Source organism: Bradyrhizobium jicamae (assembly GCF_018130215.1).
In the GTDB taxonomy this organism is placed as follows: domain Bacteria; phylum Pseudomonadota; class Alphaproteobacteria; order Rhizobiales; family Xanthobacteraceae; genus Bradyrhizobium; species Bradyrhizobium jicamae_A.
On the sequence record NZ_JAFCKQ010000003.1, the window covers coordinates 1 to 26,479 of the forward strand.

Sequence of the window (26,479 nt, forward strand, 5' to 3'; positions counted from 1 at the left end):
GGTCCTACCCCCGTGCTTTCTACATTGCACGGGGCCCATGGGTGCGATCGGCACCCGGCTTTCCCTGCGCCCTCTCCGAAAGAAGAGGGCGAAACGAATGCAAAGCTCGGACGATTCAAGTCGCGAGAACGCGAGGCCATGACGACAATCCGCGCGACGCATGTTGCGGCGCTGTTTGTATTCCGGCGCTATTGGCAGACCCGATCTCAATCCCGTGCGATGATCTCGCGCTCGTCGCGATGCACGCTTGCCGCGTCGAGACGGAAGCCGGCGCGGCGGCGGACCAGGAATTTTGGACGGCGCTGGCGGATCGCGTTGCGGCGGCGGCGGCGCGGGGCCGGATCGAGCGGTGCTTCCTCGGCGAGCTGCGGCAGATGGAAGATGTCGCTCCACATCTGCCAGGCCGATGCGATCTCGTCGGCATCGACGCTGCTGCCGAGCGGAATGGAGAGGGCGGGATCGCGATGAACCAGCACCAGCATCTGCGCGTCGTCGATGCCGCGCACGGCAACCCCGAGGAAATCGCTGACGCGAACGTTGACGGCCATCCGCATGCCCCTGACGGCACGGCGCAGCACGACATGTTCACGATGAAGCTCGACCTGCCGCATGCCGCCATCCGCGCGCGCGTCCTGCGCGTGGAAGCTGACGGGCAGGGAAAGAGGGTCGAGCCGCAGTGCACGGCTCGACCCGGCGGAATTGAATCCGCTTGTTGGTGTTTGACGCCTCACGCCTTTGTCTCCCCGCCGGGATTATGTTCCCGGTCGATGCGTGAGACCTTAGCCGAAGCCCGTCCGTTTCGGCTTAAAAAGCCTGGTTAACCCGGTGTCACCGGCGCTGCTTTCGTGGGCATGATTGACAAGAGGTTGGCCCACATGATTGACGAAGGCTTGCCGCGATGCCGAGAATCTTTGTCATTGGCCGATGTAATGTGCTTGAAATCCCTGTGAATCCGGCACATCTGGTTGGTCTATCGCAGAGGCGCCGCTCCCCCGTCCAATCCGCAGGAATTTGTTCGTGAACCCTTCACCATCTGCATCATCGCGAAACGGTGATACCTCCGACCTGTTCGATCAATCGGCCCTGAGCGAGCTCGCGCAGCGCCTGGTCGATGCCGCCAGGCGTGCCGGTGCCGACGCATCCGATGCGGTTGCGGTGCGCGGCGTCTCGCAGGGCGTCGAGGTGCGCGACGGCCGCGTCGAGGCAACCGAGCGTTCCGAAGGCGATGACGTCGGATTGCGCGTGTTCGTCGGTCAGCGCCAGGCGGTGGTGTCGACCAATGACGTCAGCGGCGACGGCATCGCGAAGCTCGCCGAGCGCGCGGTGGCGATGGCGCGCGTGGCGCCCGTCGACAAATTTGTCGGTCTCGCCGATCCGGCGCTCCATGCGCATGATTTCCCCGATCTCGATCTGCTCGACCGCACGGTTCCTTCGACCGCCGAGCTCGAGCGGCACGCGATCGAGGCGGAGGCCGCCGCGCTCGCGGTCAAGGGTGTCACCAAGTCCGGCGGCGCGTCGGCCTCGACCGGGATCGGCGGCATGGTGCTGGTGACGTCGACCGGCTTTCACGGCTCCTATCTGCGCTCCAACCACGGGATCTCGATGACTGCGATCTCCGGCGACGGGACCGCCATGGAGCGCGATTACGATTTCACCAGCGCGCCGCACGCATCCGATCTGGAGTCCCCTGCGGCCGTGGGCCGCAGCGCCGGCGAGCGCGCGGTGGCGCGCTTCAATCCGCGCAAGGTCGAGACCTCGAAGGTGCCTGTCGTGTTCGATCCCCGGGTCGCGGGATCGATCATCGGCCATCTCGTCGGCGCCATCAACGGCGCCTCGATCGCGCGCAAGACCTCGTTCCTGAAGGACCGGCTCGGCGAGCAGCTGTTCTCCCGGGACATCCGCATCATCGACGATCCCTTGCGGGTGCGCGGCCTGCGCTCGCAGACCTTCGACGCCGAGGGCGTCAAGGTGAAGAAGACGGCGCTGATCGATGCGGGCGTGCTGACCACTTGGATCCTCGATTGCGCGACCGCGCGCGAACTTGGCCTGACCACGACCGGGCATGCCCATCGCGGCGTGTCCTCCTCGCCGTCGCCGGGGGCGTACAATCTGCATATCGAGCCCGGCGCGGTGACGCCGAAGCAGCTGATCTCGGACATCAAGCAGGGCTTCTACGTCACCGACCTGATCGGGTCCGGCGTCAACGGCGTGACCGGTGACTACAGCCGCGGCGCGTCGGGCTTCTGGATCGAGAATGGCGAGATCACCTATCCCGTCAGCGAGGTGACGATCGCAGGCCATCTGCTGCCGATGTTCAAGTCGCTGGTGGCGGCCGACGATCTGGAATTCCGTTACGGCGTCAATTCGCCGACGCTGCGCATCGAGGGACTGACGCTTGGCGGACGCTGATACGGACGCCTGGTCGAGGGCGCGCGACGCGGCCTTGCTGACCAGGACGGTGCATGAGGCGGGGCGGCTGGCGCAGTCGATGTTCCGCACCGAATTGAAGAACTGGGTCAAGGGCGCCTCGTCGCCGGTCTCCGAAGCCGACATCGCGGTCAACGACCTGCTCGAGCAGCAGCTGCGTTCGGCAACGCCCGATTATGGCTGGCTGTCGGAGGAGAGTGCCGATGACCCGGCCCGGCTCGGCAAACGGCTGACCTGGATCGTCGATCCGATCGACGGCACGCGCGCCTACCTTGCCGGTCGCGAGGACTGGTGCGTCAGTGTGGCGCTGGTTGAAAATGCCCTCCCGGTGCTCGCGGCGGTCTACGCGCCTGTCAGCGACGAGTTCTTCTTCGCCGCGCGCGGGCAGGGCGCGACCCGCAACGACATGCCGGTGCACGCCACCGAAGGCTCCGACTTCATCTTTCCGCGCATGGCGGGGCCGAAACCGCTCGTGCAACGGCTGAATGACACAGCGGACGAGATCTCGGTATTTCCACGGATCGGATCGCTGGCCCTGCGGCTGTGCCGCGTCGCGCAAGGCAGCCTGGACGCCGCCTTCGCGGGTGGACAAAGCCGCGACTGGGATCTTGCCGCGGCGAATTTGATCGTGCAGGAAGCGGATGGTAGGATGACCGCGCTCTCGGGGGATGCGATTCAGTATAATCGCCGGGAGGTGACGCATGGGGTGCTGGTGGCAGCGGGACGCGATCGTCATGCACGCATTGTCGAGCACTTTCGCAACCGACCGTTGCCGTGAAGCCAGCTCGATCCGCGCCGCGCATCCGACCGTGACGACCAGACCTGCTACGACCAGACTTGTTGCAATCAGACTTGTTACAATCAGACTTGCTACAATCAGACTTGCTACAACCACGACTTAAACTTTGCTTGCCGGGCATCTCTCCAGGAAAGGCCACCATGTCAGACAATGCCCAGCCGCAACTGCTTCATCTCGTCATCGGCGGCGAGTTGACCGATCTCGAACACAATACCTTCAAGAATCTCGACGAGGTCGAGATCGTCGGGGTATTCCCGAACTACGCGACCGCCTATGCGGCCTGGAAGGCGAAGGCGCAGCAGACCGTGGACAACGCCCAGATGCGCTATTTCGTCGTCCACCTCCACCGGTTGCTCGACCCTGAGCAGGACGCAAAGCACTCCCATTGAAACGCCTCCTTCGCGATTTGCTGCGCAGCAGCTTTGTGCAGCGCGCGCTAGGTGTGCTTGCGGCCGAGTACCTGCGGCTGGTCTGGCTCACCAACCGCTTCGTCTACGAGCCCCCCGACGTCTACGGGATCGTCGAGCCGATGATGCCGGCGATCTTCGTGTTCTGGCACGGCCAGCATCTGATGACGCCGTTCATCAGGACCAAGGACAGCTACAAGGCCAAGGTCCTGATCTCCCGGCACCGCGACGGCGAGTTCAACGCCATCGCGGTCGAGCGGCTGGGCATCGGCACGATCCGCGGGTCCGGCGATCATTCCGGCGCGTTCCATCGCAAGGGCGGGGTCGGCGCCTTCAAGGAGATGGGGCGGGCGCTGGAAGAGGGCTGGAACGTCGCGACCACGGCCGACGTGCCGAAGCGGGCGCGGGTGGCGGGATTAGGGGCCATCATGCTGGCGCGGGAGACCGGCCGGCCGATCCTGGCGCTCGCGATGGTCACCAGCCGATTCATCCGGTTGAAAAACTGGGATTCCACCACGATCAATCTGCCATTCGGGCGCGGTGCGGTGGTAGGAATTGAGCCGGTTCACGTGCCGCCGGATGCCGATGCCGAGACCATGGAGAAGCTTCGGCAGCATGTGGAGTATCTTCTGAACGAGGCGACCCGACGTGCCTATGCAGCCGTCGGGCGACCGGAGGCCACGCTTGGCTAGCTCGCTCCCGATGACATTGCGTGTTTACCGCAAGCTGTCGTCCGTCGTGGTGCCGCTTGCGCCCGCCCTGATCAAGCGGCGGCTGAAGCTCGGCAAGGAAGATCCCGAACGCGTCGGCGAGCGGCGCGGCATGAGCGACGATGTCCGTCCCCATGGCCCGCTGGTCTGGATCCATGGCGCGAGCGTTGGCGAGGTGCTCGCGGCGGCGGCGTTGATCGAGCGCCTGCGGGCGCTCAACCTGCGCATCCTCGTGACATCAGGCACGGTGACGTCGGCCGCGATCGTGGCCAAGCGGTTCCCGCCCGACGTGATCCATCAATACGTGCCCTACGACTCGCCGCGCTATGTCGCACGCTTCCTCGATCACTGGCGGCCGTCGCTGGCACTGTTCATCGAGTCCGACCTGTGGCCGAACCTGATCCTGTCGAGCGCGGCGCGGCGGCTGCCTATGGTCCTGATCAACGGGCGGATGTCGCAGCGCTCGTTCCCGCGCTGGCGCCGGGTTTCCAACACGATTGGGGCGCTGCTCGGGCGGTTCGACATCTGCCTCGCGCAATCGGACACCGATGCCGAACGCTTCGCCGCGCTCGGCAGCCGCAACGTCATCACCACGGGCAATCTCAAGCTCGATGTGGCGGCGCCGCCGGCCGACCCGGCCAAGCTGGAGCGGCTGATGTCGGTGACGCGCGGCCGCCCGATCGTGGTCGCGGCCTCCACCCATCCCGGCGAGGACGAGATCCTGATCGAGGCGCACGAGACGCTGTCGGGTTTCTTTCCCGGATTGCTCACGGTGATCGTGCCGCGCCATGCCGATCGCGGCGAGGCGATCGCGCGCCTCGTCACGTCCTCCGGACTCACGCCCGGCCTGCGCTCGCACGAGGATCTGCCGATCGCAACCACCGACATCTACGTCGCCGACACCATGGGTGAGCTCGGCCTGTTCTACCGGCTGGCGCCGATCGTGTTCATGGGCGGCTCGCTGGTCGCGCATGGCGGACAGAATCCGATCGAGGCGGTGAAGCTCGGCGCGGCGATCGTGCATGGGCCGCATGTCTTCAATTTCACCGACGTGTATGAGGCGCTCGATCGTGGCGGCGGCGCGAAGCGTGCGGACGGCCGGGAAGCACTGGTCAAGCAGCTCGGCCAGTTCCTCGCCGATCCCGTTGCGCGGGAGGCCTCGCTGGTCGCATCCGAGCACGTGGTCGAGCAGCTCGGCGGCGCGCTCGAACGCACGCTCGCCGCTCTCGAGCCCTATCTGTTGCAGCTGCGGCTCGAGATGGGAGCCGCCAATGCGTGAGCCGGCCTTCTGGCACCGGCCGTCGTCCTGGAAGTCGCATCTGCTCCGACCACTTGCCGCGCTCTATGGCGCGGTCGCCGCGCAACGGATGCGTCGCGGCGGCCTTGATGCCGGGATTCCGGTGTTTTGCGTCGGAAATTATCACGTCGGCGGCGCCGGCAAGACGCCGACCGTGCTGGCACTGGCCGCGCTGCTGCGCGAGCTCGACGAACTGCCCGTCGTGCTCAGTCGCGGCTATGGCGGCCGGCTGCGCGGACCGGTCAAGGTCGACCCAAACGGCCACACCGCCGCCGATGTCGGTGATGAACCGCTGATGATGGCTGCAACCCTGCCGGTCGTGATCGCGCGCGATCGCGCCGATGGCGTCGCGCTGGCGCGGGCCCAGGGCGCGAGCGTCATCCTGATGGATGACGGCTTCCAGAACCCGAGCGTGGTGAAAGATGCCTCGGTGATCGTGATCGACGGCACGCGTGGGCTCGGCAATGGCCGCGTAATCCCGGCGGGGCCGTTGCGCGCACCGCTGCCGCCGCAGCTTGCGCGCACCGATGCGCTGATCGTGGTCGGCGATGGAGATGCGGCGCAAGAGGTCGCCGACGAACTCGTGTCCCGCGGCACGCCGGTGCTGGCGGCGCATCTGAGGCCGGATGCCGTATCGCTGGCCGCACTGCGCGGCAAGCGCGTGCTGGCCTTCGCCGGTATCGGCGATCCCGAGCGCTTCTTCGGCACGCTGCGATCAAGCGGCGTCGATCTCGTTCGCTGCAAGGCGTTCACCGATCACCATCCCTTCACCAGCGGCGAGATCGCCGAGCTCGTGGCCGAGGCCGCGCGCGACGGCTTGACGCTGGTGACGACGGAAAAGGATCTCGCGCGGTTGCACGGCGCGGACGGTTTGCCGGCCGCAGTGCAGGCGATCGTGCCGTTTGCGGTGACGCTGCAGTTTGCGGACACGGCGCTGCTGCGGCGTTTCGTGACCGACCGGTTGTTCGAGGCGAGGCAGAGGAGATTGCGGACTTGACCTCAGGCTTGCGTTTTGAGCGCGCCGGGGAAGTGGCGCTGCAACACGGCGGCCGGCGTGGCGTAGGCCTCCTGCAGGTCGACACTCCAGTATTTCAGCTCGTCGAGCGGGATCCGCGCATCCGAGATCGCGCAGCGCACATAGGTGCCCGGCGAGATCACGCGGAAATCGCCGTCGAGATACTGCACCTGCGCTTCGCCATGTCCCGAGGGACCGAACTTGTTCAGCACGATTGAGCTCTCCGCCTTGCCTCTCGCGAGGCTTACTCGATGTTCATGAGCCGGTCTAACACAGATAGGACGTCGTGTCCGCTCGTTAAACCACCGACTTGTGATGATTTGGTGGTAGGTACGCATGGTAGCGTTGCGCGTATGGTTCGCTGTGTTTCCAGCGCCATCACGACACGGCCGGATCGGATGCGCCTCAAGTCGGTATTCATGTTTGTGACGATGCTCGCCGCCGTGCCGTTCGCGGCCGCATCACCGCTTCCGGCGCCGCATCAGGTCGAGATTCCCGACGGTAACGTCACCCTGCGCGCGCAGCTCTATCGGCCCGACGGCGATGGACCGTTTCCGACCGTGATTGCCCTGCATGGCTGCGGTGGGCTTGCCAACCGTTCGGAGCAGGTGGCACCGCGCTATCGCGACTGGGCCGAGCAATTGCTCACGAGCGGTCACGCAGTGCTGCTGCCGGACAGCTACGGCTCGCGCGAGCTTGGGCCGCAGTGCCGGATCCGGGAACATCAGGTCCAGATCCGTCGCGAGCGGGTTGCCGACATCAGTGCGGCGCGGCAATGGCTGGTGCAGCAGAAATGGGTGGCGCATGACCGTATCAGCCTGGTCGGCTGGGGCAGTGGCGCCGCCGCGCTGTTGTGGGCGGTGCGGCCGCAAATGTGGTCGCGAAACGGCGAGCACGATTTCCGCTCGGCGATCGCGTTCTATCCGGATTGCCGCTCCTCGTTCGGTTTCGGCTGGAGCGCACGGGTGCCGACGCTGGTCCTGATCGGCGGACGCGACGATGTCTCCTCGCCGTCGGTCTGTCACCAGATGGTCGACGGCGCGCACGGCCGCAGCGCGCTCGCCCGCATCGTGGTCTACCCCGATGCCTATCATGGCTTCGATCGCGCCAACCTGCCGCTGCACATGATCGCTGCCTCGTCCGAATTTGCGACCGACGAGCACGGTCATGTCGGTACCGATGTGGATGCGCGCAAGGATGCGCAAAAGCGCGTGGCGGAATGGTTGTCCCGCTAGGCCTGGGCTTAGAAGAGGCTGCCCTGATCGACCGGCTTTGCAGCGCGCTTCGGAGCTGCCGGACGGGTCTCGCGCGGCGCTTTCGGCTCGCTCGCGGACGAGGCCGTCGCGGCCGGGCGATCGGGGTCCGCGGTGACGGCGACGCGGCCGTCGGCGAATTCGAGCGAGAGGCTGGCGCTGGACCCGACCGCTGCGGCGGAATGGACCGCGTGGCCGCGCTCGTCGCGCACCAGCGCAAAGCCGCGCGCAAGCACGCCGCGGTAGGACAGCGCCGACAGCAGCTGACCGCTATGGGTGACGCGCGCCTCGAACCGCTGCATAGCCGTCAAGAGCGCCCTGCGGGCGCGCTCGGCGAGGCGATGGGTGCGCTCGAGATCGCGGGCGATCGCATTGCGCTGGGCCTTGGCGTTGGCGAGCTTCGAGGCCTTCAGCCGGATCTCGAGCCCGGCAAACCGCTCGCGCCGGCGATGCAGCAGCGAGCGCGCCGAGAGACTGATGCGCTCGCCCGACACGGTCAGCCGCTGCCGTGCATGTGCGACCTGGCCGCGCAGCACGCCGATGGTCAGCCGCGCGCTGCCGGCGGCGAAGCGACGGAAATGCGCGTGCGTGTTGGCCTTCAGCCCGCGCGGCAGCGCCGCGCCAAGATGGTCGAGCCGCTGCCGCGGGATCGCGAGCAGCTCGCTTGCGGCAGGCAGCGCACGCGCCGCGGCGCGCAGCTCGTTGCGGCGGGCCTCCTGGCTGCGCTGCCAGCACACGATGGTGCGGCGGGCCAGCGCGGCAACTTCGACGAACAATTCGCTGCGCACCGGAACCGCCATTTCGGCGGCCGCCGTCGGCGTCGGCGCGCGCTTGTCGGCGGCGAAGTCGATCAGCGTGATGTCGGTCTCGTGGCCGACCGCGGAGATCAGCGGAATATGGCTGTCAGCGGCGGCGCGGACCACGATCTCCTCGTTGAACGACCAGAGGTCCTCCAGCGAGCCGCCGCCGCGCGCAACGATCAACAGGTCAGGCCGCGGAATCCGGCCGCCCTCCGGCAGTGCATTGAAGCCGCGGATCGCGGCCGCGACCTGCTCGGCCGAGCCTTCGCCCTGCACCTTGACCGGCCAGACCAGCACGCGGCGAGGAAAGCGGTCCTCCAGCCGGTGCAGAATGTCGCGGATCACGGCGCCGGTCGGCGAGGTGACGACGCCGATGACCTCCGGCAGCCAGGGCAGGAGCTGCTTGCGGGCCTCGTCGAACAGGCCCTCGGCCGCGAGCTTTTTCTTGCGCTCCTCCATCAGCGCCATCAGGGCGCCTACGCCGGCGGGTTCCAGCGATTCGATGACGATCTGGTACTTCGAGGAGTTCGGATAGGTCGTCAGCTTGCCGGTCGCGATGACCTCGAGCCCTTCCTGCGGCTTGAAGCGCATCCGGGCGTGGGCGAACTTCCAGATCACGGCCTCGATCTTGGCATTCTCGTCCTTCAGCGCGAAATAGCAGTGGCCGGAGGAATGCGGGCCGCGAAAGCCGGTGATCTCGCCGCGGACGCGGACATGGCCGAACCGGTCCTCGACCGTCCGCTTCAGGGCGGAGGAGAGTTCCGAGACGGTGAATTCAGGCGCGTTGACGAGATTCGGAGCAGCAGTCATTCGACCTATAGAATCGGGGTTTTCGTCCCCATGCGCAAGGTCCGGACGGCCTGTTTGGGGTGTCGATTCACATATCCACACATGACCGGACTGCTCGATTGCGGCGGTCCGGGGCCGTGCTACACCGTGGCGAACAGCATTGCTCCCCAAAACTGGCAGCCTTCATGAACATTCTCCTGCTCGGTTCCGGCGGCCGCGAACACGCCCTGGCGTGGAAGATCGCGGCGTCCCCGCTGCTGACCAAACTCTGGTGCGCGCCGGGCAATGCCGGGATCGCGCGCGAGGCCGAATGCGTCGCCCTTGATGTTGCCGACCATCCGGCAGTGATCGATTTCTGCAAGCGCAAGGCGGTCGATCTGGTCGTGGTCGGGCCCGAGACGCCGCTCGCAGCCGGCATCGTCGACGACCTCGATGCCGCCGGTATCAAGGCATTCGGGCCGCGCAAACAGGCTGCGCAGCTCGAAGGCTCGAAGGGATTCACAAAGGACCTCTGCAGCGAGTTCGACATTCCGACCGGCACCTATCGCCGCTTCGACAATGCCGGCGACGCGCTGGCCTATGTCCGGGCGCAAGGCGCGCCGATCGTGGTCAAGGCGGATGGGCTCGCCGCCGGCAAGGGTGTGGTCGTGGCCAGCACGCTGGCGGAGGCCGAGGCCGCGATCGCCATGATGTTCGAGGGCGCCTTCGGCTCCGCCGGCGCCGAGGTCGTGATCGAGGAGTACCTTGCGGGCCGCGAAATCAGCTTCTTCGCGCTGTGCGACGGCGAGACCGCAATTCCGCTCGCCTCCGCGCAGGACCACAAGCGCGTGTTCGATCACGACGAGGGTCCGAACACCGGCGGCATGGGCGCCTATTCGCCGACGCCGTTCGTGACGCAGGGGGTTCACGACCAGATCATGGCGCGGATCATCCTGCCGACGGTTGCCGGCATGAAGAGCCGCGGCACGCCGTTCAAGGGTGTGCTCTATGCCGGCGTGATGCTGACCGCGCAGGGCCCGAAGCTGTTCGAATACAACGTCCGCTTCGGTGATCCTGAATGCCAGGTGCTGATGCTGCGGATGATGTCGGACATCGTGCCGGCGCTGCTTGCCGCCTGCGACGGACAACTGAAGCATTTCGATCTGCGCTGGTATCCCGAGCCTGCGCTGACCGTGGTGATGGCAGCGAAAGGCTATCCCGGCGACTATGCCAGGGGCACGCGGATCGAGGGCCTCGATGACGCCGCCAAGGTCGAAGGCGTCGAGATCTTCCACGCCGGCACGGTGGCGAAGGATGGCGCCGTCCTCGCCAATGGCGGCCGCGTGCTGAATGTCTGCGCAATGGGAAAGACCGTCACCGAGGCGAGGGATCGCGCCTATCAGGCGGTCGGTCGCATCAAATGGCCCGACGGCTTCTGCCGCCGCGATATCGCCTGGCAGGCGGTGGAACAAGAAAAGGCGTCGGGCTGACTTGGCTGTTCGTCCGAGCGAAGCAATCCATCTGTCCCCGCATGGACCATGGATTGCTTCGCTTCGCTTGCAATGACGGCTACAGCAAATCCCCGCCCGCGGCGCTCGCGGTCGTGCCGTGCTCGCGGAACGCCTTGATGACGTTCTTGCCGATCTTCCACTTGTGGACCTCGTCGGGGCCGTCGACCAGCCGCTGCGAACGCACCTGGGTATACCATTTCGCGAGCGGCGTATCCTGGCTGAAGCCGAGCGCGCCGTGGAGCTGGATCGCGGTGTCGATCACCTTGTGCACCATATGCGCATGGAAGATCTTTGCGATCGAGTTCTCCTGCCTGATATCGAGGCCTTTCTCGGCCTTGTAGGCGATGTGCAGCAGCATCAGGCGACCGATATAGAGCTCGCTGGCGCAGTCGGCGAGCATGAACTGCACGGCCTGACGGTCGGCCAGCAACTGGCCGAAGGTCGAGCGCTTGGTGACATGGGCGACCGCCATGTCGAGAGCGCGCTGCGCCTTGGCGACATTATGCATGCCGTGGCGCAGCCGGCCGTAGGCGAGGCGGTGCTGGCCCATGTTGAAGCCGTTGCCCTCGCCGCCGAGCAGGTTGTCGGCCGGCACCTTGAGGTCCCTTATCTCGATCTCGGAATGGCCGCCATGGATGACGTCGTCGTGCGGGCCCTCGATCGCCATGTTCGCAACGTTGCGCTTGATGCGGTAACCCGGGTTCGGCAGCTCGACGATGAAGGTCGAATATTGCTTGTGGCGCGGCGCGTTCGGATCGGTCTTTGCCATCACCAGCGCCATGTCGGCGACGCTCGCGGACGAGGAGAACCACTTTTCGCCATTGAGGATGTAGTTCTCGTTACCGTCCTTCACGGCCGTGGTCTGCATGCCGGTGGCGTCGGCGCCGGCGGCCTTTTCGGTCATCGAGAAACAGATGCGCTTTTCGCCGTTCAAAAGGGGTTTGAGGAACTTCTCCTTCTGGTACTCGGTGCCGTGCGCGAGGATCGTCATCATCGAGGCGTCGTCGGGTCCCTGCGTGTTCAGTGCGAGCGCGCCGAGCATGCTCTCGCCGAGCTCCATCTGCACCAGCGCGTTCGCCAGCGGGCCGAGGCCCATACCGCCATACTCCTTCGGCACGAACGGGCACCACAGGCCTTGCGCGCGGGCCTTCTTCCGCAGCGGGCCGAGCACATCGGCGAGCGGCTTGGTGTCGAGTTCCTTTTCCGCGGGAATGCACTCGTCGTGCACGAATTTGCGGACCTTCTCGCGGATCGCCTTGGCTTCCGCCGGAATCTCGAAATCGATCGACATGGCACTCCCTCACCTGGTGTTGTTGTTGGCCGGACGTGTTGATGGCATAAACCTCGCCCAAGCCAGCGGCAACGCCAAACAAAGTTTGAAGCAGGACGCGGCCTGCGCCAGGGAAGGAGCCATCGATGCCCGATCTCGCCGATCTTTTTCCCGGCTATGCCTCCGAATGGATCAACACCGCGCAGGGCCGCATCTTCGCCCGCGTCGGCGGCAAGGGACCGCCGCTGCTGCTGCTGCATGGATTCTCGTCCACCCACGTGATGTGGCACCAGGTTGCGCCAAAACTCGACGACAAGTTTACACTGATCATCGCGGATCTCCCGAGCTACGGCTGGTCCGATATGCCCGACAGCGACAAGGACCATACGCCCTACACCAAGCGCGCCTGGGCGAAGACCATGGTCGAGGTCATGGAGCAACTCGGCCATGTGCACTTCGCGCTCGCCGGTCACGACCGCGGCGGCCGCGTCTCGTACCGGCTGGCGCTCGATCATCCCGGCCGGCTATCGAAGCTCGCGGTGCTCGATATCGCGCCGACCTACGATTACTGGCAGAAGCTGAACCGGCTCTCCGCGCTGAAGATCTACCATTGGGCGTTCCTGGCGCAGCCCTATCCGCTGCCGGAGACGCTGATCTCTGGCCACGGCGAGTTCTTCCTGAAGGAGAAGATGGCGAGCCAGACCAAGAGCAAGACGCTGGATGCGATCGATCCGCGCGCGCTCGAGCATTATCTCGCGCCGTTCCGCGATCCCGCCCGCGTGCATGCGATGTGCGAGGACTATCGCGCCGGCGCCTACGCCGACTACGAGATCGACAAGGCCGACTTCGACGCCGGCAAGAAGATCACGATCCCGATGCTGGCGCTGTGGGGCGACGCCGGCGTTGCGAGCGCCACGACCACCCCGCTCGACACCTGGCAGAGGTGGGCCACCAACGTGCGCGGCGCGCCGGTGGATTCAGGGCATTTCCTCGCGGAGGAGGCGCCGGTGGCGACAGCGAAATTGCTGCGGGAGTTTTTCCTGGCGTAACGCGGCGCGCACCGTCATCCCCGCGCAGAGGCTTCGCCTTTGTCGCTGAGGATGATGTGTAGCCCGGATGGTGCGCAGCGAATCCGGCATCGTCTCCGCGGAGGGGCTTCCCGGATTGCGCTGCGCTCCATCCGGGCTACGGGGCCTACCGTCGCTCCTTGAAGAAATCCTTCAGCAGCGTCGCCGCCTCGCGCTCGCCGACTGCGCCGTAGACCTCCGGCACATGGTGGCACGTCGGCTGCGCGAAGAACCGTACCCCGGATTCCACCGCGCCGCCCTTGGGGTCGGCGGCGCCGTAATAGAGGCGGCGGATACGGGCAAACGAGATTGCTCCGGCGCACATGGTGCAGGGCTCGAGGGTGACATAGAGGTCGCAATCGACCAACCGCTCCGTTCCGATGGCTTCCGCGGCCTGCCGGATCGCCAGAACCTCGGCATGAGCGGTCGGGTCGCGGTCTGTCAGCGTGCGGTTGCCGGCCGCGGCGATCACCTCGTACCCCCGCACGATCACGCATCCAATCGGGACTTCGCCCGATTTTCCGGCGTTTTCGGCCGTTTTCAGCGCCAAATCCATGAAAGAAGGGGTAGACATGCCTCGTATCATCGCAAGAAACCTGCTACTAGCGTCGCCTTCAGCCAACGTGGATACCGGCTTTTGGTGCGCTGCCGACAGCGGGCGCACGGCCGTTTGAACTTTACCCGAGTGAGACTTTCATGCCCCGCGACAGCGACAAAAACAACGATTCCCGCGGCCGGCGTGACCGGGGCGCTCCCGGCAAGGGCCGCCCTGGCGGCGGCCGCGGATCGGACAAGCCGTTCGGGAAGCGCAGCTTTGGCGGCAAGGGCGATCGCGACAAGCGCTCGTTCGGCGACAAGGGCGAGGGCCGCCCATTCCGTCGCCGCGAGGACGGTGATGCGCCGCGACGCGACCATGATGACCGGCCGCGTTTCAAGCGCGACGACCGCGGCCGCGAGGCTGGCGAGAAGCGTGCGTTCAAGCCGCGTGGCGAGCGGCGCGACTTTGATCGTGATGATCGTGCTCCGCGCGGCGACCGCGGCGGTCGGCCCGCGGGACGGTTCTCCGACAAGAAGTTCGGCGACAAGCGGCCCTATGGCGATCGCGAGAAGCGGCCCTATACGCCGCGTGGCGAGCGGGACGGCGAGAAGCGCTCCTATGCGCCCCGCGGCGAACGCGCCGAGCGCAAATTCGAAGATCGGAAGTTCTCGCGCGGCGATCGCGACAAGCGGTCGTTCGGCGACAAGGGCGAGGGGCGCCCGTTCCGCCGCCGCGAGGATGGCGATGCGCCGCGCCGCGATCTCGCTGACCGGCCGCGCTTCAAGCGCGACGATCGTGGGCGCGATCGCGACTTCGGCGGCCGCGACCGCAGCGACGAAAAGCCCTGGCAGAAACGTGAGCGCACGCCGCGCGACGATAGCAAGCCGCGCGACGATCGCGGTGGCGGCGAGCGGCCGCGGTTCTCCCGGTCGCGCGACGATCGCGAGCAGGGCGACCGTCCGTTCCGCGAACGCCCGAGATTCAGCCGACCGCGCTGGGACTCCGGGGATCGCAACGAGGATAAGGGCGGCGATCGCCGCGACAACCGTCGGCGCGAGCGGCCCGAAGGCCGCATGGACTGGCAGGAACATCCGCGTAGCGAAGGCCGTTTCGGCGACCGTGCGCGCCGCGACAATGAGGATGACAGCAAGGTTTTTGCCAAGCGCCCGGCCTTCGGCGGACGCGGTGCGTATCGCGAACGCTCTTACGATGACAGGCGCAGCCGTCCGGAGCCTGCGCCGAAAAAGTCGGGCGAGCGCATTGCGAAAGTGCTGGCGCGCGCCGGCCTCGCATCGCGCCGCGATGCCGAGGAAATCGTGACACAGGGCCGCGTCACCGTGAACGGCCGCGTGATCAATTCGCCGGCGCTCGACGTCACGGCCAATGACGTCGTCGCCGTGGATGGAACCCCGTTGCCGCCGCGCGAGCGCACGCGGCTGTTCATGTACCACAAGCCGCGCGGGCTGATGACGACGCATTCCGATCCCGAAAAGCGCCCGACGGTGTTCGACAATCTGCCGGAGGGCTTGCCGCGGCTGATCTCGATCGGCCGGCTCGATTTCAACACCGAGGGCCTGTTGCTGCTCACCAATGACGGCGGCCTGGCGCGGACGCTGGAGCTGCCCGACACCGGCTGGCTGCGGCGCTATCGCGTGCGTGCGCATGGCGAGGTGACGCAGGCGCAGCTCGACGAACTGAAGAAGGGTGTCGAGGTCGACGGCGTCAAGTACGGGCCGATCGATGCGACCCTGGAGCGTGACCAGGGCGCCAATGTCTGGCTGGTGTTCGCGATCCGCGAGGGCAAGAACCGCGAGGTGCGTAACGTGATGGCGCATCTCGGGCTCGAGGTGAACCGGCTGATCCGGGTCTCCTACGGCCCGTTCCAGCTCGGCGAGCTCGAGGAGGGCAAGGTCGAGGAGGTCAAGACGCGGGTGTTGCGCGAACAGCTCGGCGAGAAGGTCGCCAAGCTCGCAGGTGCCGACTTTACGCGACCGGAGCAGCGCGAGCCCGGCCATGAGGGCGATGCGGCGCGCGGCGACAAGCCGGCCAAGCCGGCAACCAAGAGGGCCGTGATCAATGACCGCAAGGGCCGTCGCGTGCTGGTGCAGCGCACCGGCAGCGAGGAGGCGCGCGCCCGCAACGAGGACGAAGCCAACGGCTACGGCCCGCCGCGCCGCCCGAAGCGCGGTTACCACGGCAAGCGCGATCTCAAGCCGCGCGACGAGTAGCCGCCGATGCGTGTGGTCGGGGGTCGATTGAAGGGCCGCAATCTCGCCTCGCCCTCGGGCCGCGAGATCCGGCCGACCGCGGACCGCTTGCGCGAGTCGGTCTTCAACATCCTCGTCCACGCCTATGACGACCCGATTGTGGATGCGCGAGTGCTCGATCTCTTCGCGGGTACCGGCGCGCTCGGCATCGAGGCGGCCTCGCGCGGCGCGAAGTTCACGCTGTTCGTCGACAATGGCGCGGAGGCGCGGGCGCTGCTGCGCAACAACGTCGAATCGCTCGGCCTTGGCGGAGTCACAAAGGTCTATCGCCGCGATGCCACTGATCTCGGACCGGCGCATCCGGTCGAGCCGTTCTCGCTGGTGTTCCTCGATCCGCCCTATGGCAACGGCCTGGCGGAGAAAGCGCTCGGCTCACTGCGCGACGGTGGCTGGCTGACGTCCGGTGCCCTGCTCGTCGTGGAAGAGGCGAAGGCCGCGGCCTTTGCGGCGCCCGAGGGATTCGAGGAGCTCGAGCGGCGCGCCTATGACGATACGGAGTTCGTGTTCTTGCGAAGCGCGTGACTTCGCCGATTGCGGAGTAGGCGGCGCTACCTCCGCCCGAACAGCTTCTCGATATCGGCGAGCTTCAGCTCCACATAGGTCGGGCGGCCGTGGTTGCACTGGCCGGAATTCGGAGTGTCTTCCATCTCGCGCAGCAGTGCGTTCATCTCTTCCGGCTTGAGGCGCCGGCCGGCGCGGACCGAGCCATGGCAGGCCATCGTGGCGGCGACGTGCATCAGGCGCCGCTCCAGCGGCAGCGCCTCGTCCCATTCCGCCATGTGCTCGGCGAGGTCGCGCAACAATCCGGCGGCGTTGGTCTTGCCGAGCAGCGAGGGCGTCTCGCGCACCGCGACGGCGCCGGGGCCGAAGGATTCGATCGCGAGCCCGAACGATGCCAGCTCCTCGGCGCGATCGAGCAGCGTCTCGACGGTGGCCTCGTCGAGCTCGACGATCTCGGGGATCAGGAGGATCTGCCGTTGCACGCCGTCCTTCGCGAGCGATGCCTTCAGCCTCTCGTAGACGATGCGCTCGTGGGCGGCGTGCTGATCCACGACAATGAGCCCGTCGCGGGTTTGCGAGACGATGTAGGTTTCGTGGATCTGGGTCCGCGCGGCACCCAACGGGCGATCGAGCAGATCGGGTGCCGGCGCTGCCTCGAATCGCACATCGGCGCTGGGCGTGCCGACGTCGAAGGCGACCTGTCCGGGCTCGGCGAAGGCGGTCGCCGCGACACCGTCGAACGATCGCATCGGATTGACCGGAAACGACGGCGAGCTGCGCCAGTCCCAATTGCCCGGGCGTGACGGCGCGAAGGCAGGGCGGAATGCCGACAACGCTGCGCCGTCGGCGGTGTTGGCCGCAGTGCGCTTGCCCTCACGCGCGAGGCCATCCTTCAGCGCATGCACGATCAGCGCCCGCACCAGGCCCGCGTTGCGGAATCGCACCTCGGTCTTGGCCGGATGCACATTGGCGTCGACGGCCTCGGGATCGCAGGTCACGAACAGCGCGACGACCGGATGACGGTCGCGCGGCAGATAGTCGGAATAGGCCGCGCGCACTGCGCCGAGCATCAGCTTGTCACGGACCGGGCGGCCATTGACGAAGAGGTACTGGCCAAGCGCATTGGCGCGGGTCAACGCGGGCGCGGCGGCAAAGCCTTCGACCACGAAGCCCTCGCGCTCGGCTCGGACTTCAATGGCCGAGCTGCGGAAGTCGGCGCCCAGAATGTCGCCGAGCCGCGTCAGCCGTCCTGCCGCGCCGGGCAGCGCCGCGGCCCAGGTGACCGGCGCGCGCTCCTCGCCGGCCAGCGTGAAGGCGACGTCGGGACGCGCCATGGCCAGGCGCCGCACCACTTCGCGGATCGCTTCTGCCTCGGTTCGGTCGGTCTTGAGGAATTTCAGCCGCGCCGGCGTCGCGTAGAAGAGATCGTTGACCTCGACGCGCGTGCCCTGACCGAGCGCGGCCGGCATGATGGATGATTTCGCGCCGCCTTCGACCGACATCGACCAGGCATGCGGCTCGGTGGCGTGGCGCGTGATGATGGCGAGCTTCGCGACTGCGCCGATCGAGGGCAGGGCCTCGCCACGGAACCCGAGCGTCTTGATGCGCAGCAAGTCCTCGTCGTCCAGCTTGGAGGTGGCGTGACGGTCGACCGCCAGCGCGAGATCGGCGCGCGTCATGCCGCTGCCGTCGTCAGTGATGCCGATCCGGCGCCGCCCGCCGCCATCGGTGAAGATGTCGATCCGGCTGGCGCCAGCGTCGATCGCGTTCTCGACCAGTTCCTTGACCACGCTCGCGGGACGCTCGACCACCTCGCCAGCGGCGATGCGGTTGACGACCTGTTCGGGAAGCTGGCGGACGGGCATGGAACTGCGGTCTGGCGGAGATTCGAGTTGGGCGGCCATTCTAGAGCGCCGTGCCGGCAAATGCATGGGGAGAGCTGCGCCGCGTCGATTCCTTCTGGGGATGAAATCGGCCTATCGCCCTGAAGATGCTCATCTTCAGCCGTGTTCCGGCTACGCCCTACGTGGCGATTGTGAGGCACCACGCGCGGGTATATCGTTTTGAAAAATGATAAGTCCCGCCGGAGGAACGCCATGTGCCAGCTGTTCGCGCATCAGCCGCAACGCGACTATCAATCGCAAACCCGATCGTTGCGGATCGACGGCCATTGCACCTCGATCCGGCTCGAAATGTCGTTCTGGGACACGCTGGAGGAGATCGCGGTCAAGGAAGGTATGACACTGGCCAAGTTCCTCACCACTCTGCACAACGAGGTGCTCGACCATCGCGGCGAGGTGAACAATTTCGCCTCGCTGCTGCGCTGCTCCTGCCTGATCTATCGCTCCAGGGCGAGCGCGCCCGCGGCCGTTCCTGACTATCGCGGCAGGGCGGCGACGATTCTGGACGCGGCCGAGTAGAATTCAGTCCATCGTGCAAAGAATGAACGGCCTTGTCCTGGCAGGACAAGGCCGCTCGCGCTCAGTGGGAGTTCAGATCTCCTTGCGTTGCATTGCGCCGGCGATGGTGTCGGCCTGGCGGATCGCCAGCGACACGATCGTCAGCGTCGGATTGCACGCCGCACCCGAGGTGAACTGGCTGCCGTCCGAGATGAACAGGTTCTTGACGTCGTGGGTCTGTCCGAACTTGTTGACCACGCCGTCCTTTGGCTTCTCGCTCATCCGGTTGGTGCCCATGTTGTGGGTGCTCGGATAGGGCGGCGTCGGATAGGTCACGGTGGCGCCGACCGCCTCGTAGACCGCGGAGCCCTGCTTGTAGGCGTGATCGCGCATTGCGACGTCGTTTGGGTGGTCGTCGAAATGCACGCTCGCGACCGGCATGCCGAACTTGTCCTTGACCTTCGGATCCAGCGTGACGCGGTTGGTCTCCTGCGGCATGTCCTCGCCGACCAGCCACATGCCGGCCATCCGCGGGTAACCCTCGATCGCGCTGGTGAAGGAGCGGCCCCAGGCGCCGGGATTGAGGAACGCGGCCATGAACGGCAGCCCGAGCGATAATGTCTCCATCTCGTAGCCGCCGACGAAGCCGCGCTTCGGATCGTTCTTCGCCTCATCGCGGATGATGCCGGCCATCGTGGTGCCGCGATACATGTGCACCGACTTTTCGAACACGGCATAGACGCTTCCGGTCATGTGCCGCATGTAATTGCGACCGACCTGACCGGATGAGTTGGCCAACCCATCCGGGAACATGTTGGAGGCGCTGTTGAGCAGGAGCCGGGGGCTCTCGATCGAATTGCCGGCGACCGCGACCACGCGCGCCTTCTGGCGTTGCATCGCACCGCTTGCGTCGGCATAGACCACGCCGGTCACCTTGCCGGATTGATCGTGCTCGATCGTGATCACCATGCTGCTCGGGCGCACTTCGAGATTGCCGGTGGCTTCGCCCTTCGGGATCTCGGTGTAGAGCGTCGACCATTTGGCGCCGGACTTGCAGCCCTGGAAGCAGAAGCCGATCTGCTGGCAGGATCCGCGGCCGTCGCGGGGCTCGCTGTTGATCGCCATCCGTCCGGTGTGCACCTCCTTGTAGCCCAGCTTCTTGGCGCCGGCCTCCAGCACCTTGAAATTGTTGTTGCCGGGCAGGCCGGGAATGCCGTTGGTGCGGGTGACGCCCATCTTGTCCTCGGCCTTGGCGTAATACGGCTCCATCTCGGCGAGCGTGATCGGCCAGTCCAAGAGGTTGGCGCCGGGGATGTTGCCGTAAGCCGATCTGATCTTGAACTCGTGCTCGTCGAAGCGCAGCGACGCGCCGGCCCAATGCGTGGTCGAGCCGCCGACCGCCTTCACGATCCAGGCCGGCAGGCCGGCAAAGTCCTTGTGGACACGCCAGCTTCCCGACGTGGTTCGTGCGTCCGACCAGGCGAGCTGGCTGAAGCTGTCCCATTCGTCGTTGATGAAATCCTGGTTCTCGATGCGTGGGCCGGCCTCCAGGATCACGACCTTGATGCCCTTCTGCGCCAGTTCGTTGCCGAGTGTTCCGCCGCCGGCGCCGGAGCCGACGATAACGACAACGCTGCTGTCATTCTGATCGAATTTTGCCATTGTGTGTCCTCCTTGAGCGTTGTCTGTTCAGACTTTCGGCAGCCAATCGATGTCGGCAAAGCCGCGCTTGATGTAGCCGCCATGCTCGGCGGAGGAGCCCTCGTAGCCGAATCTCGGCCAAACCTCCTTGTTGTTGTAGAGCGAGACGATCAGGTCGCCGCGGACCTTCTGGAAGAAGGCGCTCTGCTCGATCTGCTGCAGCAGCGCGACGCGGTCGTTCTCCCAGGGGACCTGGGCGTAGGGCATCTTGTGGCGGTCATTGGCTTCCTGATCGAGGCGTGCCACGCCGTCACTGATCAGCGATTTCACCGCCGGATCCTTCGCCGCCTTGTCATCCCACGGCTTGACTGCCGCTATGTAGTAGCTGTCGCCAAGGAAATCGTGCGGATAGATGTCGCGCGCCACCTTCAACAGCGTCTTCATCGTGGCCGGCGTCAGGGTGCCTGCCTCGTCGGCCCATGCGTCGGCGACGCCGAGGCCCGTAGAGGTCGCGATTGCCACGGCCGGCGCGGTTGCGGCGGCGCCTTTAAGGAAGACGCGGCGGTCGAACTTGCTGCGACGATCAACTTCTCTCATGGGTTTCCTCCGTAGATTGTCCTTGTTATTGACTAACCGAAACGTCCGCCGCGCTGGATCACCTCGATCTTGTAGCCGTCGGGATCGGAGACGAAGAAGAAGCGCGCCAGCGTCCTGCCGTCATGCTTGAAGTCGCGCAGCGGTCCCGGCGACAGCTTCTCCTTCTCGAAGCGGGCGTGCTCGGCGTCGACGTCATCGACGACGACGGCGAGATGGCCGTAGCCGTCGCCGAGCGCGTAGGGCTCCTTGCGATCGAAATTGACCGTCAGCTCGACCTCGAACGGCGACGAGGGATGACGCAGATAGATCAGTGCAAAATCGGGGAATCGCAGATTGTCTGCGATCTCGAGGCCGAACCCGCGCCTGTAGAAGTCGAGCGCCTTGTCCTCATCGAGTACGCGGATCATCGAATGCACGGGTTTCGCCATTCAGTTCAGCTCCTTCAGATAGGCGATGATCATCGCGCGGGTGTCCGGCTTGGCTTGCCGGTAGGCCATCACAGCGCCGGGGATCACGTCTTGCGGATTGGTCAGCCACGCATCGAGCTTCGCGTCGTCCCAGACGAAATCGGCCTTGGCGAAGCCTGCCGAATATTTGAAGCCGTCGGCCTTGCCGGCGGGCCGGCCGACAATCTTGTAGAGCGACGGCCCCTGTCGCACCGGGTCCGCGGTGTTGGTGGTGTGGCAAGTCGCGCATTGCTGCTTGAACAGCGTGGCGCCATCGGGCGGCTTGGCGGCGGGCAGGGGCATTTGCGCGACCGCTATGTGCGCTGCAAGCACCGCGCTGCAAAATCCGAGCCCGATCGTCCATGCCGCGTGCAGCTTTGTCATATACATCACCGCCTGTGTGCAGGGACTGTAGGGCGGCGAAAACAGCCGGTGGTAGTAGCGGGCTGTTTCATCGGAGAACAAAGGCGGGCGGTTGCCCAGCCGACCATCCGCCAGTCGATGCCCGAACGTTATCGCGACATTGTTGCGCGATTCATCGCGCGCGGTCGATGAGCCACGAATGTTTGACACGCGATTGACAGGAGTGCGGCAACGGAACCGGAGTCGCCGCATATGCGGACGCGAATTTCGCAAAATGACCGCGAAATCCCTGCATGATGACCACACGACGCAGCTTGCATTGCACCTGCGTCGTTTGCGCAAATTCAATCTCTCGCGCGATGGGCCGGATTCGACGCTGCAAACGGCGCGCTGGCGCGGCTCCGTCCATCGCCGTCAATATCCAGGAGACATGGATGACGATTGCGAAATCCACCGTGCTTGCCCTTGCCATTTCGGCTGCGCTGGCCGGCCCCGTGCTGGCTCAGGGAGTTTCATCCGATAGCCAGATGCGTGGTACCGCGCAGGGCCAGGGCATGCAGGGCGGCGGGATGTCAGGCAGTGGCGACGAAGAACTCGCCGTGCAGCCGGGCGCGTCCGCGCAGAAGGGCAGTGTCAACGCCCGAACCGGCACCAAGGCAACGGTCGGCAGCGCTCGCGGCACGCCGAAGACGACCGGTACCGAAACGGCACCCGGCACCAGGAAATACTAGTCGGCAATTGATGAACCGCGGATGCGGCGCGCTCTCTGCGCGCGCCGCATTCGTGTGGTTGCTTCAATCGTCAAATCGGCGCGCGCCGCGCCCGGCCTTGATATCGCTGCGGCGTTTCTTGCCTTCGAGGCGGCGCTGCTTCGAGCCCAGCGTCGGCCTGGTCGGCCGTCGCGGTGTCGGCCGCACCATCGCTTCCTTCAGCATCTCAAGCAGCCGCTCGATCGCGTCGGCGCGGTTGCGCTCCTGGGTTCGGAAGCGGAAGGCCTGGATCACGATCACGCCATCCTTGGTCATGCGGCTGCCGGCCAGCCGCGCCAGCCGCTGCGCAGCGTCCGCGGGCAGCGCAATCTTGTTGGTGTCGAAGCGGAGCTGGGCTGCGGTCGAGACCTTGTTGACGTTCTGTCCGCCCGGACCCGAGGCCCGGACAAAGACGATCTCGATGTCGTTCTCGTCGATCGTGAGGTCGCGGGACACCCGCAGCATGGCGGCACCAGGGGATGAGGAATCAGCCGGCGCAAGATAGCGGGTTTGTGGTGGGTGTGCTTGGGCGGTATTGGTGCAGCACGTCCAACATCTTTGCCGGATTGCCCGGCTTACCCCTCTCCCCAACCCTCCCCCGCAAGGGGGGAGGGAGCCCGTCCGCCGGTTCGTCCCTTACTGATTCTGACCGCTATTCACTCGCGTCGATCATGACGCGACGTGAGGCGAGTGCGCCCGTCAGGCTCCCTTCCCACCTGCGGGGGAAGGCGGGGAGAGGGTAAGCCGCACCGGTGGTCTGTCGGGAAGCTCAGTTCGCCTTCGGCGGCGCCGAAACCGGCTGGGCGGCGGCCTGCGGGGCGCGGCCGACGATCACGGTCAAGAGGCCGTCGCCCCAGAGCTTCCTGGCGACCCGCTTGGTGTCATCGAGCGTCACCGCATCGACAAGGGCGTTGCGCTTCTCGATATAGTCGATCGGCAGCTTGTCGAGCTGGTACTGCAACATCGCCTGCGCCAGCTTGGAGGAGGTGTCGAGCGCCAGCATCTGCGAGCCCTTCAGGTAGGACTTCGCCTCGTCGAGCTCCTGCTGCGTCGGGCCTTGCTCGGCGATGCGGCGGATCTCCCTGTCGATCGCTTCAACGGTCTCGCCGGCGCGATCGGCGCGGGTGCCGGTGTTGCCGATGAACAGCGAGGAATGATCCATCCAGAGCAGCGCTTCATAGATCGAATAGGCCAGGCCGCGCTTCTCGCGGACCTCCTTGTAGAGCCGCGACGACAGGCCTCCGCCGCCGAGGATGTGGTTCACCACGTAGGCCGCCATGAAATCCGGATCGTGCCTGTTGATGCCGGGGCCGCCGAAGGTGACGACGGTCTGCGGCACGTCCAGCGGAATGAAGGCGCGCTGCGGCGGCTTGGTCGCCACGACATCCGGAATTGGCGTCAGCTCGGCCTTGGCGGGCAGGCCGCCGAAGGTCTTGTCGAGCAGCTTGCCGAGCGTATCGGGATCAACGTCGCCGACCACGGCGATGCGCAGCGTGTCCCTGGCGATGACGCGGCGGGCATAGTCCTTCAGGTCGGAGATCTCGATCTTCGGCACGCTCTCGAGCGTGCCGGTCGCCTGCCGGCCGTAGGGATGATCGCCGAAGGCGAGTTCGAGGAACTTGCGGCCCGCCAGCGCGGATGGATTGGTCGAATCACGGCGCAGGCCCGAGATCACCTGGGCGCGGATGCGCTCGACATCGGTGGGCTCGAAGTGCGCAGAGGTCAGCGCCATCCGCAACAGGTCGTAGGCCTCGTCCTTGTTGTCCTTGAGCATGCGAAGCGAGCCGCGGAAATGGTCGCGCGTCGCAGCGAAGCTCAATTCGATGGCGCGGCGGTCGAGCCGCTCGTGATAGGTCTTTGAATCGAGATCGCCGGAGCCTTCGTCGAGCAGGTCTGCGACCAGATTGCCGACGCCGGGCTTGCCGGTTGGATCCTGGCTCGCGCCGCCGCTGAAGGCGTACTCCATCGCGATGAGGGGCACGGTCGCGTCCTGCACGAACCACGCCTCGATGCCGCCGGGCGACACCACGTGCTGGATCTTGGCCGCGGCCTGCGAAGGAGCCGATGACAGCGCCAGCATCGCGGCGCAGGCGCCGCCGATCAACGCGGTGCGGCGGGTGATGGAATAGGTCACGAGCGCTTCTCCTCGCGTTTCGGCGCAGTATCCTTGATCAGATAGCCGGTCACGGAGCGCTTCTTGTCCAGCCATTTTGCGGCGGCGTCGCGCACCTGCTCGGCGGTGACGGCGCGGATGCGGTCCGGCCAGCTCCTGATGTCGTCGATGCTGAGTCCGGTCGTCAGCGCGCCGCCGTACCAGCGCGCCAGCGTGGCCTGGTTGTCCTGGGCGTAGATCGCTTCCGCAATGAGCTGGGTCTTGACCCGTTCGAGGTCCTCGGCCTTCGCGGTGTTCTGCGCGAGGTCGGCGATCACCTTGTCGATTGCGTCCTCGATCTGTGCGAACTCGACACCGGGCTTCGGCGTCACCGAGATCGAGAATTGCGAGGGGTCGAGCGCCGTACCCTGGTAGCCCGCGCCTGCACTGATCGCCAGGCCCTGGTCGATCACAAGCGAACGATAGAGATAGGAATTGGCACCGCCGCCCATCAACTGCGCGAGCACGTCGAGCGTCGGGCTTTCGCCCGCCGCGGCCGTGGTCGCCGACGGCACCAGATAGTAGCGACGCAGGCCGGGCTGCTCGACGCGCGGATCGGACAGCGTCACGGTGCGCGGCGCGACCGGTGTCGGCTCCTGCGGCCGGATGCGCTTCTCGGGAATCGAATGTTGCGCCGGGATCGGGCCGAAATTCTTCTCCACCAGCGGGCGGATGTCCTTGACGTCGACATCGCCGGCGATGACCAGGATCGCATTGTTCGGCGCGTAGAAGCGCTTGTAGAAGGCGAGCGCATCCTCGCGGTCGAGTTTCTCGATCTCCTGGTGCCAGCCGATCACCGGGCGGCCGTAGGGGTGATTGAGGTAGAGCGCAGCCATGATCTGCTCGGTCAGCCGCGCATCCGGATTGTTCGCGACGCGCATGTTGTACTCTTCGAGCACGACGTCACGCTCGGGCAGCACGTTCTCGTCCTTGAGGATGAGGCCGGTCATGCGATCGGCCTCGAACTCCATCATGGTGGGGAGCTGCTCGCGCGGCACGCGCTGGAAATAGCCGGTGTAATCGACCGAGGTGAAGGCGTTCTCGTTGCCGCCGACGCGTAGCACGGTCTGCGAGAACTCGCCGGCCGGATGTTTGGCTGTGCCCTTGAACATCAGATGCTCGAGGAAATGCGCCAGCCCGGATTTGCCGGGTGTCTCGTCGGCCGAGCCGACCTTGTACCAGATCATCTGCGTCACGACCGGCGTGCGGTGATCGGGGATCACCACGACCTGCAGGCCGTTGTCGAGCGTGAAGCTGGCGGGGCGTTCGGAGGTAACCGTGGTCTGGGCGCGGAGGCCGCTGCTCGACAGCGAGATCGTGGAAACAAGTGCGGCAACGAAAAGGGCAGTCGCTCGGCGTAAGGGCATCATGATCCTTATGGAAGCCCGGACACGGGGTCGGGGCGCGAAAGCACGGCATCCTACACGGGACGGCCCGTGCCAGTCGTCACGAAGCGGAGAGACAGGCACCACCCCGCATTAAGCTTTGCACATGTCAACTCG

Annotated in this window: 26 protein-coding genes; 13 read left to right on the forward strand and 13 right to left on the reverse strand. The window is 66.0% G+C overall.

All coding sequences use genetic code 11. From position 1 onward, the window contains the following. Positions 1-206: 206 nt before the first annotated feature. Positions 207-731, reverse strand: a complete 525-nt coding sequence (locus JQ586_RS05980; protein ID WP_212393602.1) for a DUF6101 family protein — start codon at positions 729-731, stop codon at positions 207-209. A 286-nt stretch (positions 732-1,017) separates the two neighbouring features. Between JQ586_RS05980 and JQ586_RS05985 the strand changes: the two genes are divergently transcribed. The 6 genes from JQ586_RS05985 to lpxK all read left to right on the forward strand — a co-directional run bounded on the left by JQ586_RS05985 (position 1,018) and on the right by lpxK (position 6,637). Continuing rightward, the gene (locus JQ586_RS05985; protein ID WP_212393603.1) at positions 1,018-2,409 is read left to right on the forward strand and encodes a TldD/PmbA family protein; all 1,392 of its coding nucleotides are present in this window, start codon (positions 1,018-1,020) and stop codon (positions 2,407-2,409) included. Beyond that, positions 2,396-3,205, forward strand: coding sequence for a 3'(2'),5'-bisphosphate nucleotidase CysQ (locus tag JQ586_RS05990; protein WP_212393604.1), 810 nt, complete (start codon positions 2,396-2,398; stop codon positions 3,203-3,205). The genes JQ586_RS05985 and JQ586_RS05990 overlap by 14 nt, the downstream gene beginning before the upstream one ends. Positions 3,206-3,366: 161 nt before the next feature. After that, positions 3,367-3,615: a DUF4170 domain-containing protein gene (locus JQ586_RS05995; RefSeq protein ID WP_212393605.1), complete on the forward strand. Its 249-nt coding sequence runs from the start codon at positions 3,367-3,369 to the stop codon at positions 3,613-3,615. Further along, positions 3,612-4,325, forward strand: coding sequence for a lysophospholipid acyltransferase family protein (locus tag JQ586_RS06000; protein WP_212393606.1), 714 nt, complete (start codon positions 3,612-3,614; stop codon positions 4,323-4,325). Before JQ586_RS05995 ends, JQ586_RS06000 begins: the two co-directional genes overlap by 4 nt. Beyond that, positions 4,288-5,622 (forward strand): 3-deoxy-D-manno-octulosonic acid transferase, encoded by a 1,335-nt coding sequence (locus tag JQ586_RS06005; protein ID WP_212393833.1) that lies wholly within the window; start codon positions 4,288-4,290, stop codon positions 5,620-5,622. Before JQ586_RS06000 ends, JQ586_RS06005 begins: the two co-directional genes overlap by 38 nt. Beyond that, complete coding sequence (gene lpxK / locus JQ586_RS06010) at positions 5,615-6,637, forward strand: tetraacyldisaccharide 4'-kinase (RefSeq protein WP_212393607.1); 1,023 nt, start codon at positions 5,615-5,617, stop codon at positions 6,635-6,637. The genes JQ586_RS06005 and lpxK overlap by 8 nt, the downstream gene beginning before the upstream one ends. Before the next feature lie 2 nt (positions 6,638-6,639). On the opposite strand, the gene JQ586_RS06015 is transcribed toward lpxK, so the two are convergent. After that, positions 6,640-6,867: a DUF2093 domain-containing protein gene (locus JQ586_RS06015; RefSeq protein ID WP_212393608.1), complete on the reverse strand. Its 228-nt coding sequence runs from the start codon at positions 6,865-6,867 to the stop codon at positions 6,640-6,642. Positions 6,868-7,053: 186 nt separating this feature from the next. On the opposite strand from JQ586_RS06015, the gene JQ586_RS06020 reads away from it, so the two are divergent. Further along, on the forward strand, positions 7,054-7,890 hold the full coding sequence (locus tag JQ586_RS06020; RefSeq protein WP_212393609.1) for a dienelactone hydrolase family protein: 837 nt from the start codon (positions 7,054-7,056) through the stop codon (positions 7,888-7,890). Positions 7,891-7,898: 8 nt separating this feature from the next. Here JQ586_RS06020 and xseA read toward each other — a convergent pair whose 3' ends face one another. After that, on the reverse strand, positions 7,899-9,518 hold the full coding sequence (xseA, locus tag JQ586_RS06025; RefSeq protein WP_212393610.1) for an exodeoxyribonuclease VII large subunit: 1,620 nt from the start codon (positions 9,516-9,518) through the stop codon (positions 7,899-7,901). Positions 9,519-9,682: 164 nt separating this feature from the next. Here xseA and purD point away from each other — a divergent pair, with 164 nt between their 5' ends. Then, positions 9,683-10,966, forward strand: a complete 1,284-nt coding sequence (gene purD, locus JQ586_RS06030; protein WP_212393611.1) for a phosphoribosylamine--glycine ligase — start codon at positions 9,683-9,685, stop codon at positions 10,964-10,966. A 79-nt stretch (positions 10,967-11,045) separates the two neighbouring features. Here the strand turns inward: purD and JQ586_RS06035 are convergent, their stop codons facing one another. Then, positions 11,046-12,278 (reverse strand): acyl-CoA dehydrogenase family protein, encoded by a 1,233-nt coding sequence (locus JQ586_RS06035; RefSeq protein WP_212393612.1) that lies wholly within the window; start codon positions 12,276-12,278, stop codon positions 11,046-11,048. 125 nt (positions 12,279-12,403) lie between these two features. Between JQ586_RS06035 and JQ586_RS06040 the strand changes: the two genes are divergently transcribed. Further along, the gene (locus tag JQ586_RS06040; RefSeq protein ID WP_212393613.1) at positions 12,404-13,306 is read left to right on the forward strand and encodes an alpha/beta fold hydrolase; all 903 of its coding nucleotides are present in this window, start codon (positions 12,404-12,406) and stop codon (positions 13,304-13,306) included. A 145-nt stretch (positions 13,307-13,451) separates the two neighbouring features. Here JQ586_RS06040 and JQ586_RS06045 read toward each other — a convergent pair whose 3' ends face one another. After that, a complete protein-coding gene (locus JQ586_RS06045) occupies positions 13,452-13,898 on the reverse strand; it encodes a nucleoside deaminase (RefSeq protein ID WP_249147360.1) in 447 nt (148 codons plus the stop codon). A gap of 122 nt (positions 13,899-14,020) precedes the next feature. Between JQ586_RS06045 and JQ586_RS06050 the strand changes: the two genes are divergently transcribed. After that, positions 14,021-16,090: a pseudouridine synthase gene (locus JQ586_RS06050; protein WP_212393614.1), complete on the forward strand. Its 2,070-nt coding sequence runs from the start codon at positions 14,021-14,023 to the stop codon at positions 16,088-16,090. A 6-nt stretch (positions 16,091-16,096) separates the two neighbouring features. Next, positions 16,097-16,651: a 16S rRNA (guanine(966)-N(2))-methyltransferase RsmD gene (gene rsmD / locus JQ586_RS06055; protein WP_212393615.1), complete on the forward strand. Its 555-nt coding sequence runs from the start codon at positions 16,097-16,099 to the stop codon at positions 16,649-16,651. Positions 16,652-16,677: 26 nt separating this feature from the next. Here the strand turns inward: rsmD and mutL are convergent, their stop codons facing one another. Beyond that, positions 16,678-18,495: a DNA mismatch repair endonuclease MutL gene (mutL, locus tag JQ586_RS06060; protein ID WP_212393616.1), complete on the reverse strand. Its 1,818-nt coding sequence runs from the start codon at positions 18,493-18,495 to the stop codon at positions 16,678-16,680. 231 nt (positions 18,496-18,726) lie between these two features. Here mutL and JQ586_RS06065 point away from each other — a divergent pair, with 231 nt between their 5' ends. Beyond that, positions 18,727-19,050 (forward strand): ribbon-helix-helix domain-containing protein, encoded by a 324-nt coding sequence (locus JQ586_RS06065; RefSeq protein ID WP_212393617.1) that lies wholly within the window; start codon positions 18,727-18,729, stop codon positions 19,048-19,050. Between the two features lie 72 nt (positions 19,051-19,122). Here JQ586_RS06065 and JQ586_RS06070 read toward each other — a convergent pair whose 3' ends face one another. From JQ586_RS06070 to JQ586_RS06085, 4 genes are read right to left on the reverse strand one after another with little or no spacing between them, the layout of a single operon-like run. Then, positions 19,123-20,691: a GMC family oxidoreductase gene (locus JQ586_RS06070; protein ID WP_212393618.1), complete on the reverse strand. Its 1,569-nt coding sequence runs from the start codon at positions 20,689-20,691 to the stop codon at positions 19,123-19,125. Positions 20,692-20,718: 27 nt separating this feature from the next. Continuing rightward, positions 20,719-21,267, reverse strand: coding sequence for a gluconate 2-dehydrogenase subunit 3 family protein (locus JQ586_RS06075; RefSeq protein WP_212393619.1), 549 nt, complete (start codon positions 21,265-21,267; stop codon positions 20,719-20,721). A gap of 32 nt (positions 21,268-21,299) precedes the next feature. Further along, the gene (locus tag JQ586_RS06080) at positions 21,300-21,695 is read right to left on the reverse strand and encodes a VOC family protein (RefSeq protein WP_212393620.1); all 396 of its coding nucleotides are present in this window, start codon (positions 21,693-21,695) and stop codon (positions 21,300-21,302) included. After that, the gene (locus JQ586_RS06085; RefSeq protein ID WP_212393835.1) at positions 21,696-22,016 is read right to left on the reverse strand and encodes a c-type cytochrome; all 321 of its coding nucleotides are present in this window, start codon (positions 22,014-22,016) and stop codon (positions 21,696-21,698) included. It abuts the gene before it with no gap. Positions 22,017-22,510: 494 nt separating this feature from the next. Here JQ586_RS06085 and JQ586_RS06090 point away from each other — a divergent pair, with 494 nt between their 5' ends. Next, positions 22,511-22,807, forward strand: a complete 297-nt coding sequence (locus JQ586_RS06090) for a hypothetical protein (protein WP_212393621.1) — start codon at positions 22,511-22,513, stop codon at positions 22,805-22,807. 63 nt (positions 22,808-22,870) lie between these two features. Here JQ586_RS06090 and arfB read toward each other — a convergent pair whose 3' ends face one another. The 3 genes from arfB to JQ586_RS06105 form a co-directional block, all read right to left on the reverse strand. Next, positions 22,871-23,290 carry an alternative ribosome rescue aminoacyl-tRNA hydrolase ArfB gene (arfB, locus tag JQ586_RS06095; protein ID WP_212393622.1) on the reverse strand — a complete coding sequence of 140 codons (420 nt, stop codon included), beginning with the start codon at positions 23,288-23,290 and terminating at the stop codon, positions 22,871-22,873. Between the two features lie 304 nt (positions 23,291-23,594). Then, the gene (locus tag JQ586_RS06100; RefSeq protein ID WP_409410963.1) at positions 23,595-24,959 is read right to left on the reverse strand and encodes a M16 family metallopeptidase; all 1,365 of its coding nucleotides are present in this window, start codon (positions 24,957-24,959) and stop codon (positions 23,595-23,597) included. Next, the gene (locus JQ586_RS06105) at positions 24,956-26,344 is read right to left on the reverse strand and encodes a M16 family metallopeptidase (RefSeq protein ID WP_409334469.1); all 1,389 of its coding nucleotides are present in this window, start codon (positions 26,342-26,344) and stop codon (positions 24,956-24,958) included. The genes JQ586_RS06100 and JQ586_RS06105 overlap by 4 nt, the downstream gene beginning before the upstream one ends. Between the last annotated feature and the right edge of the window lie 135 nt (positions 26,345-26,479).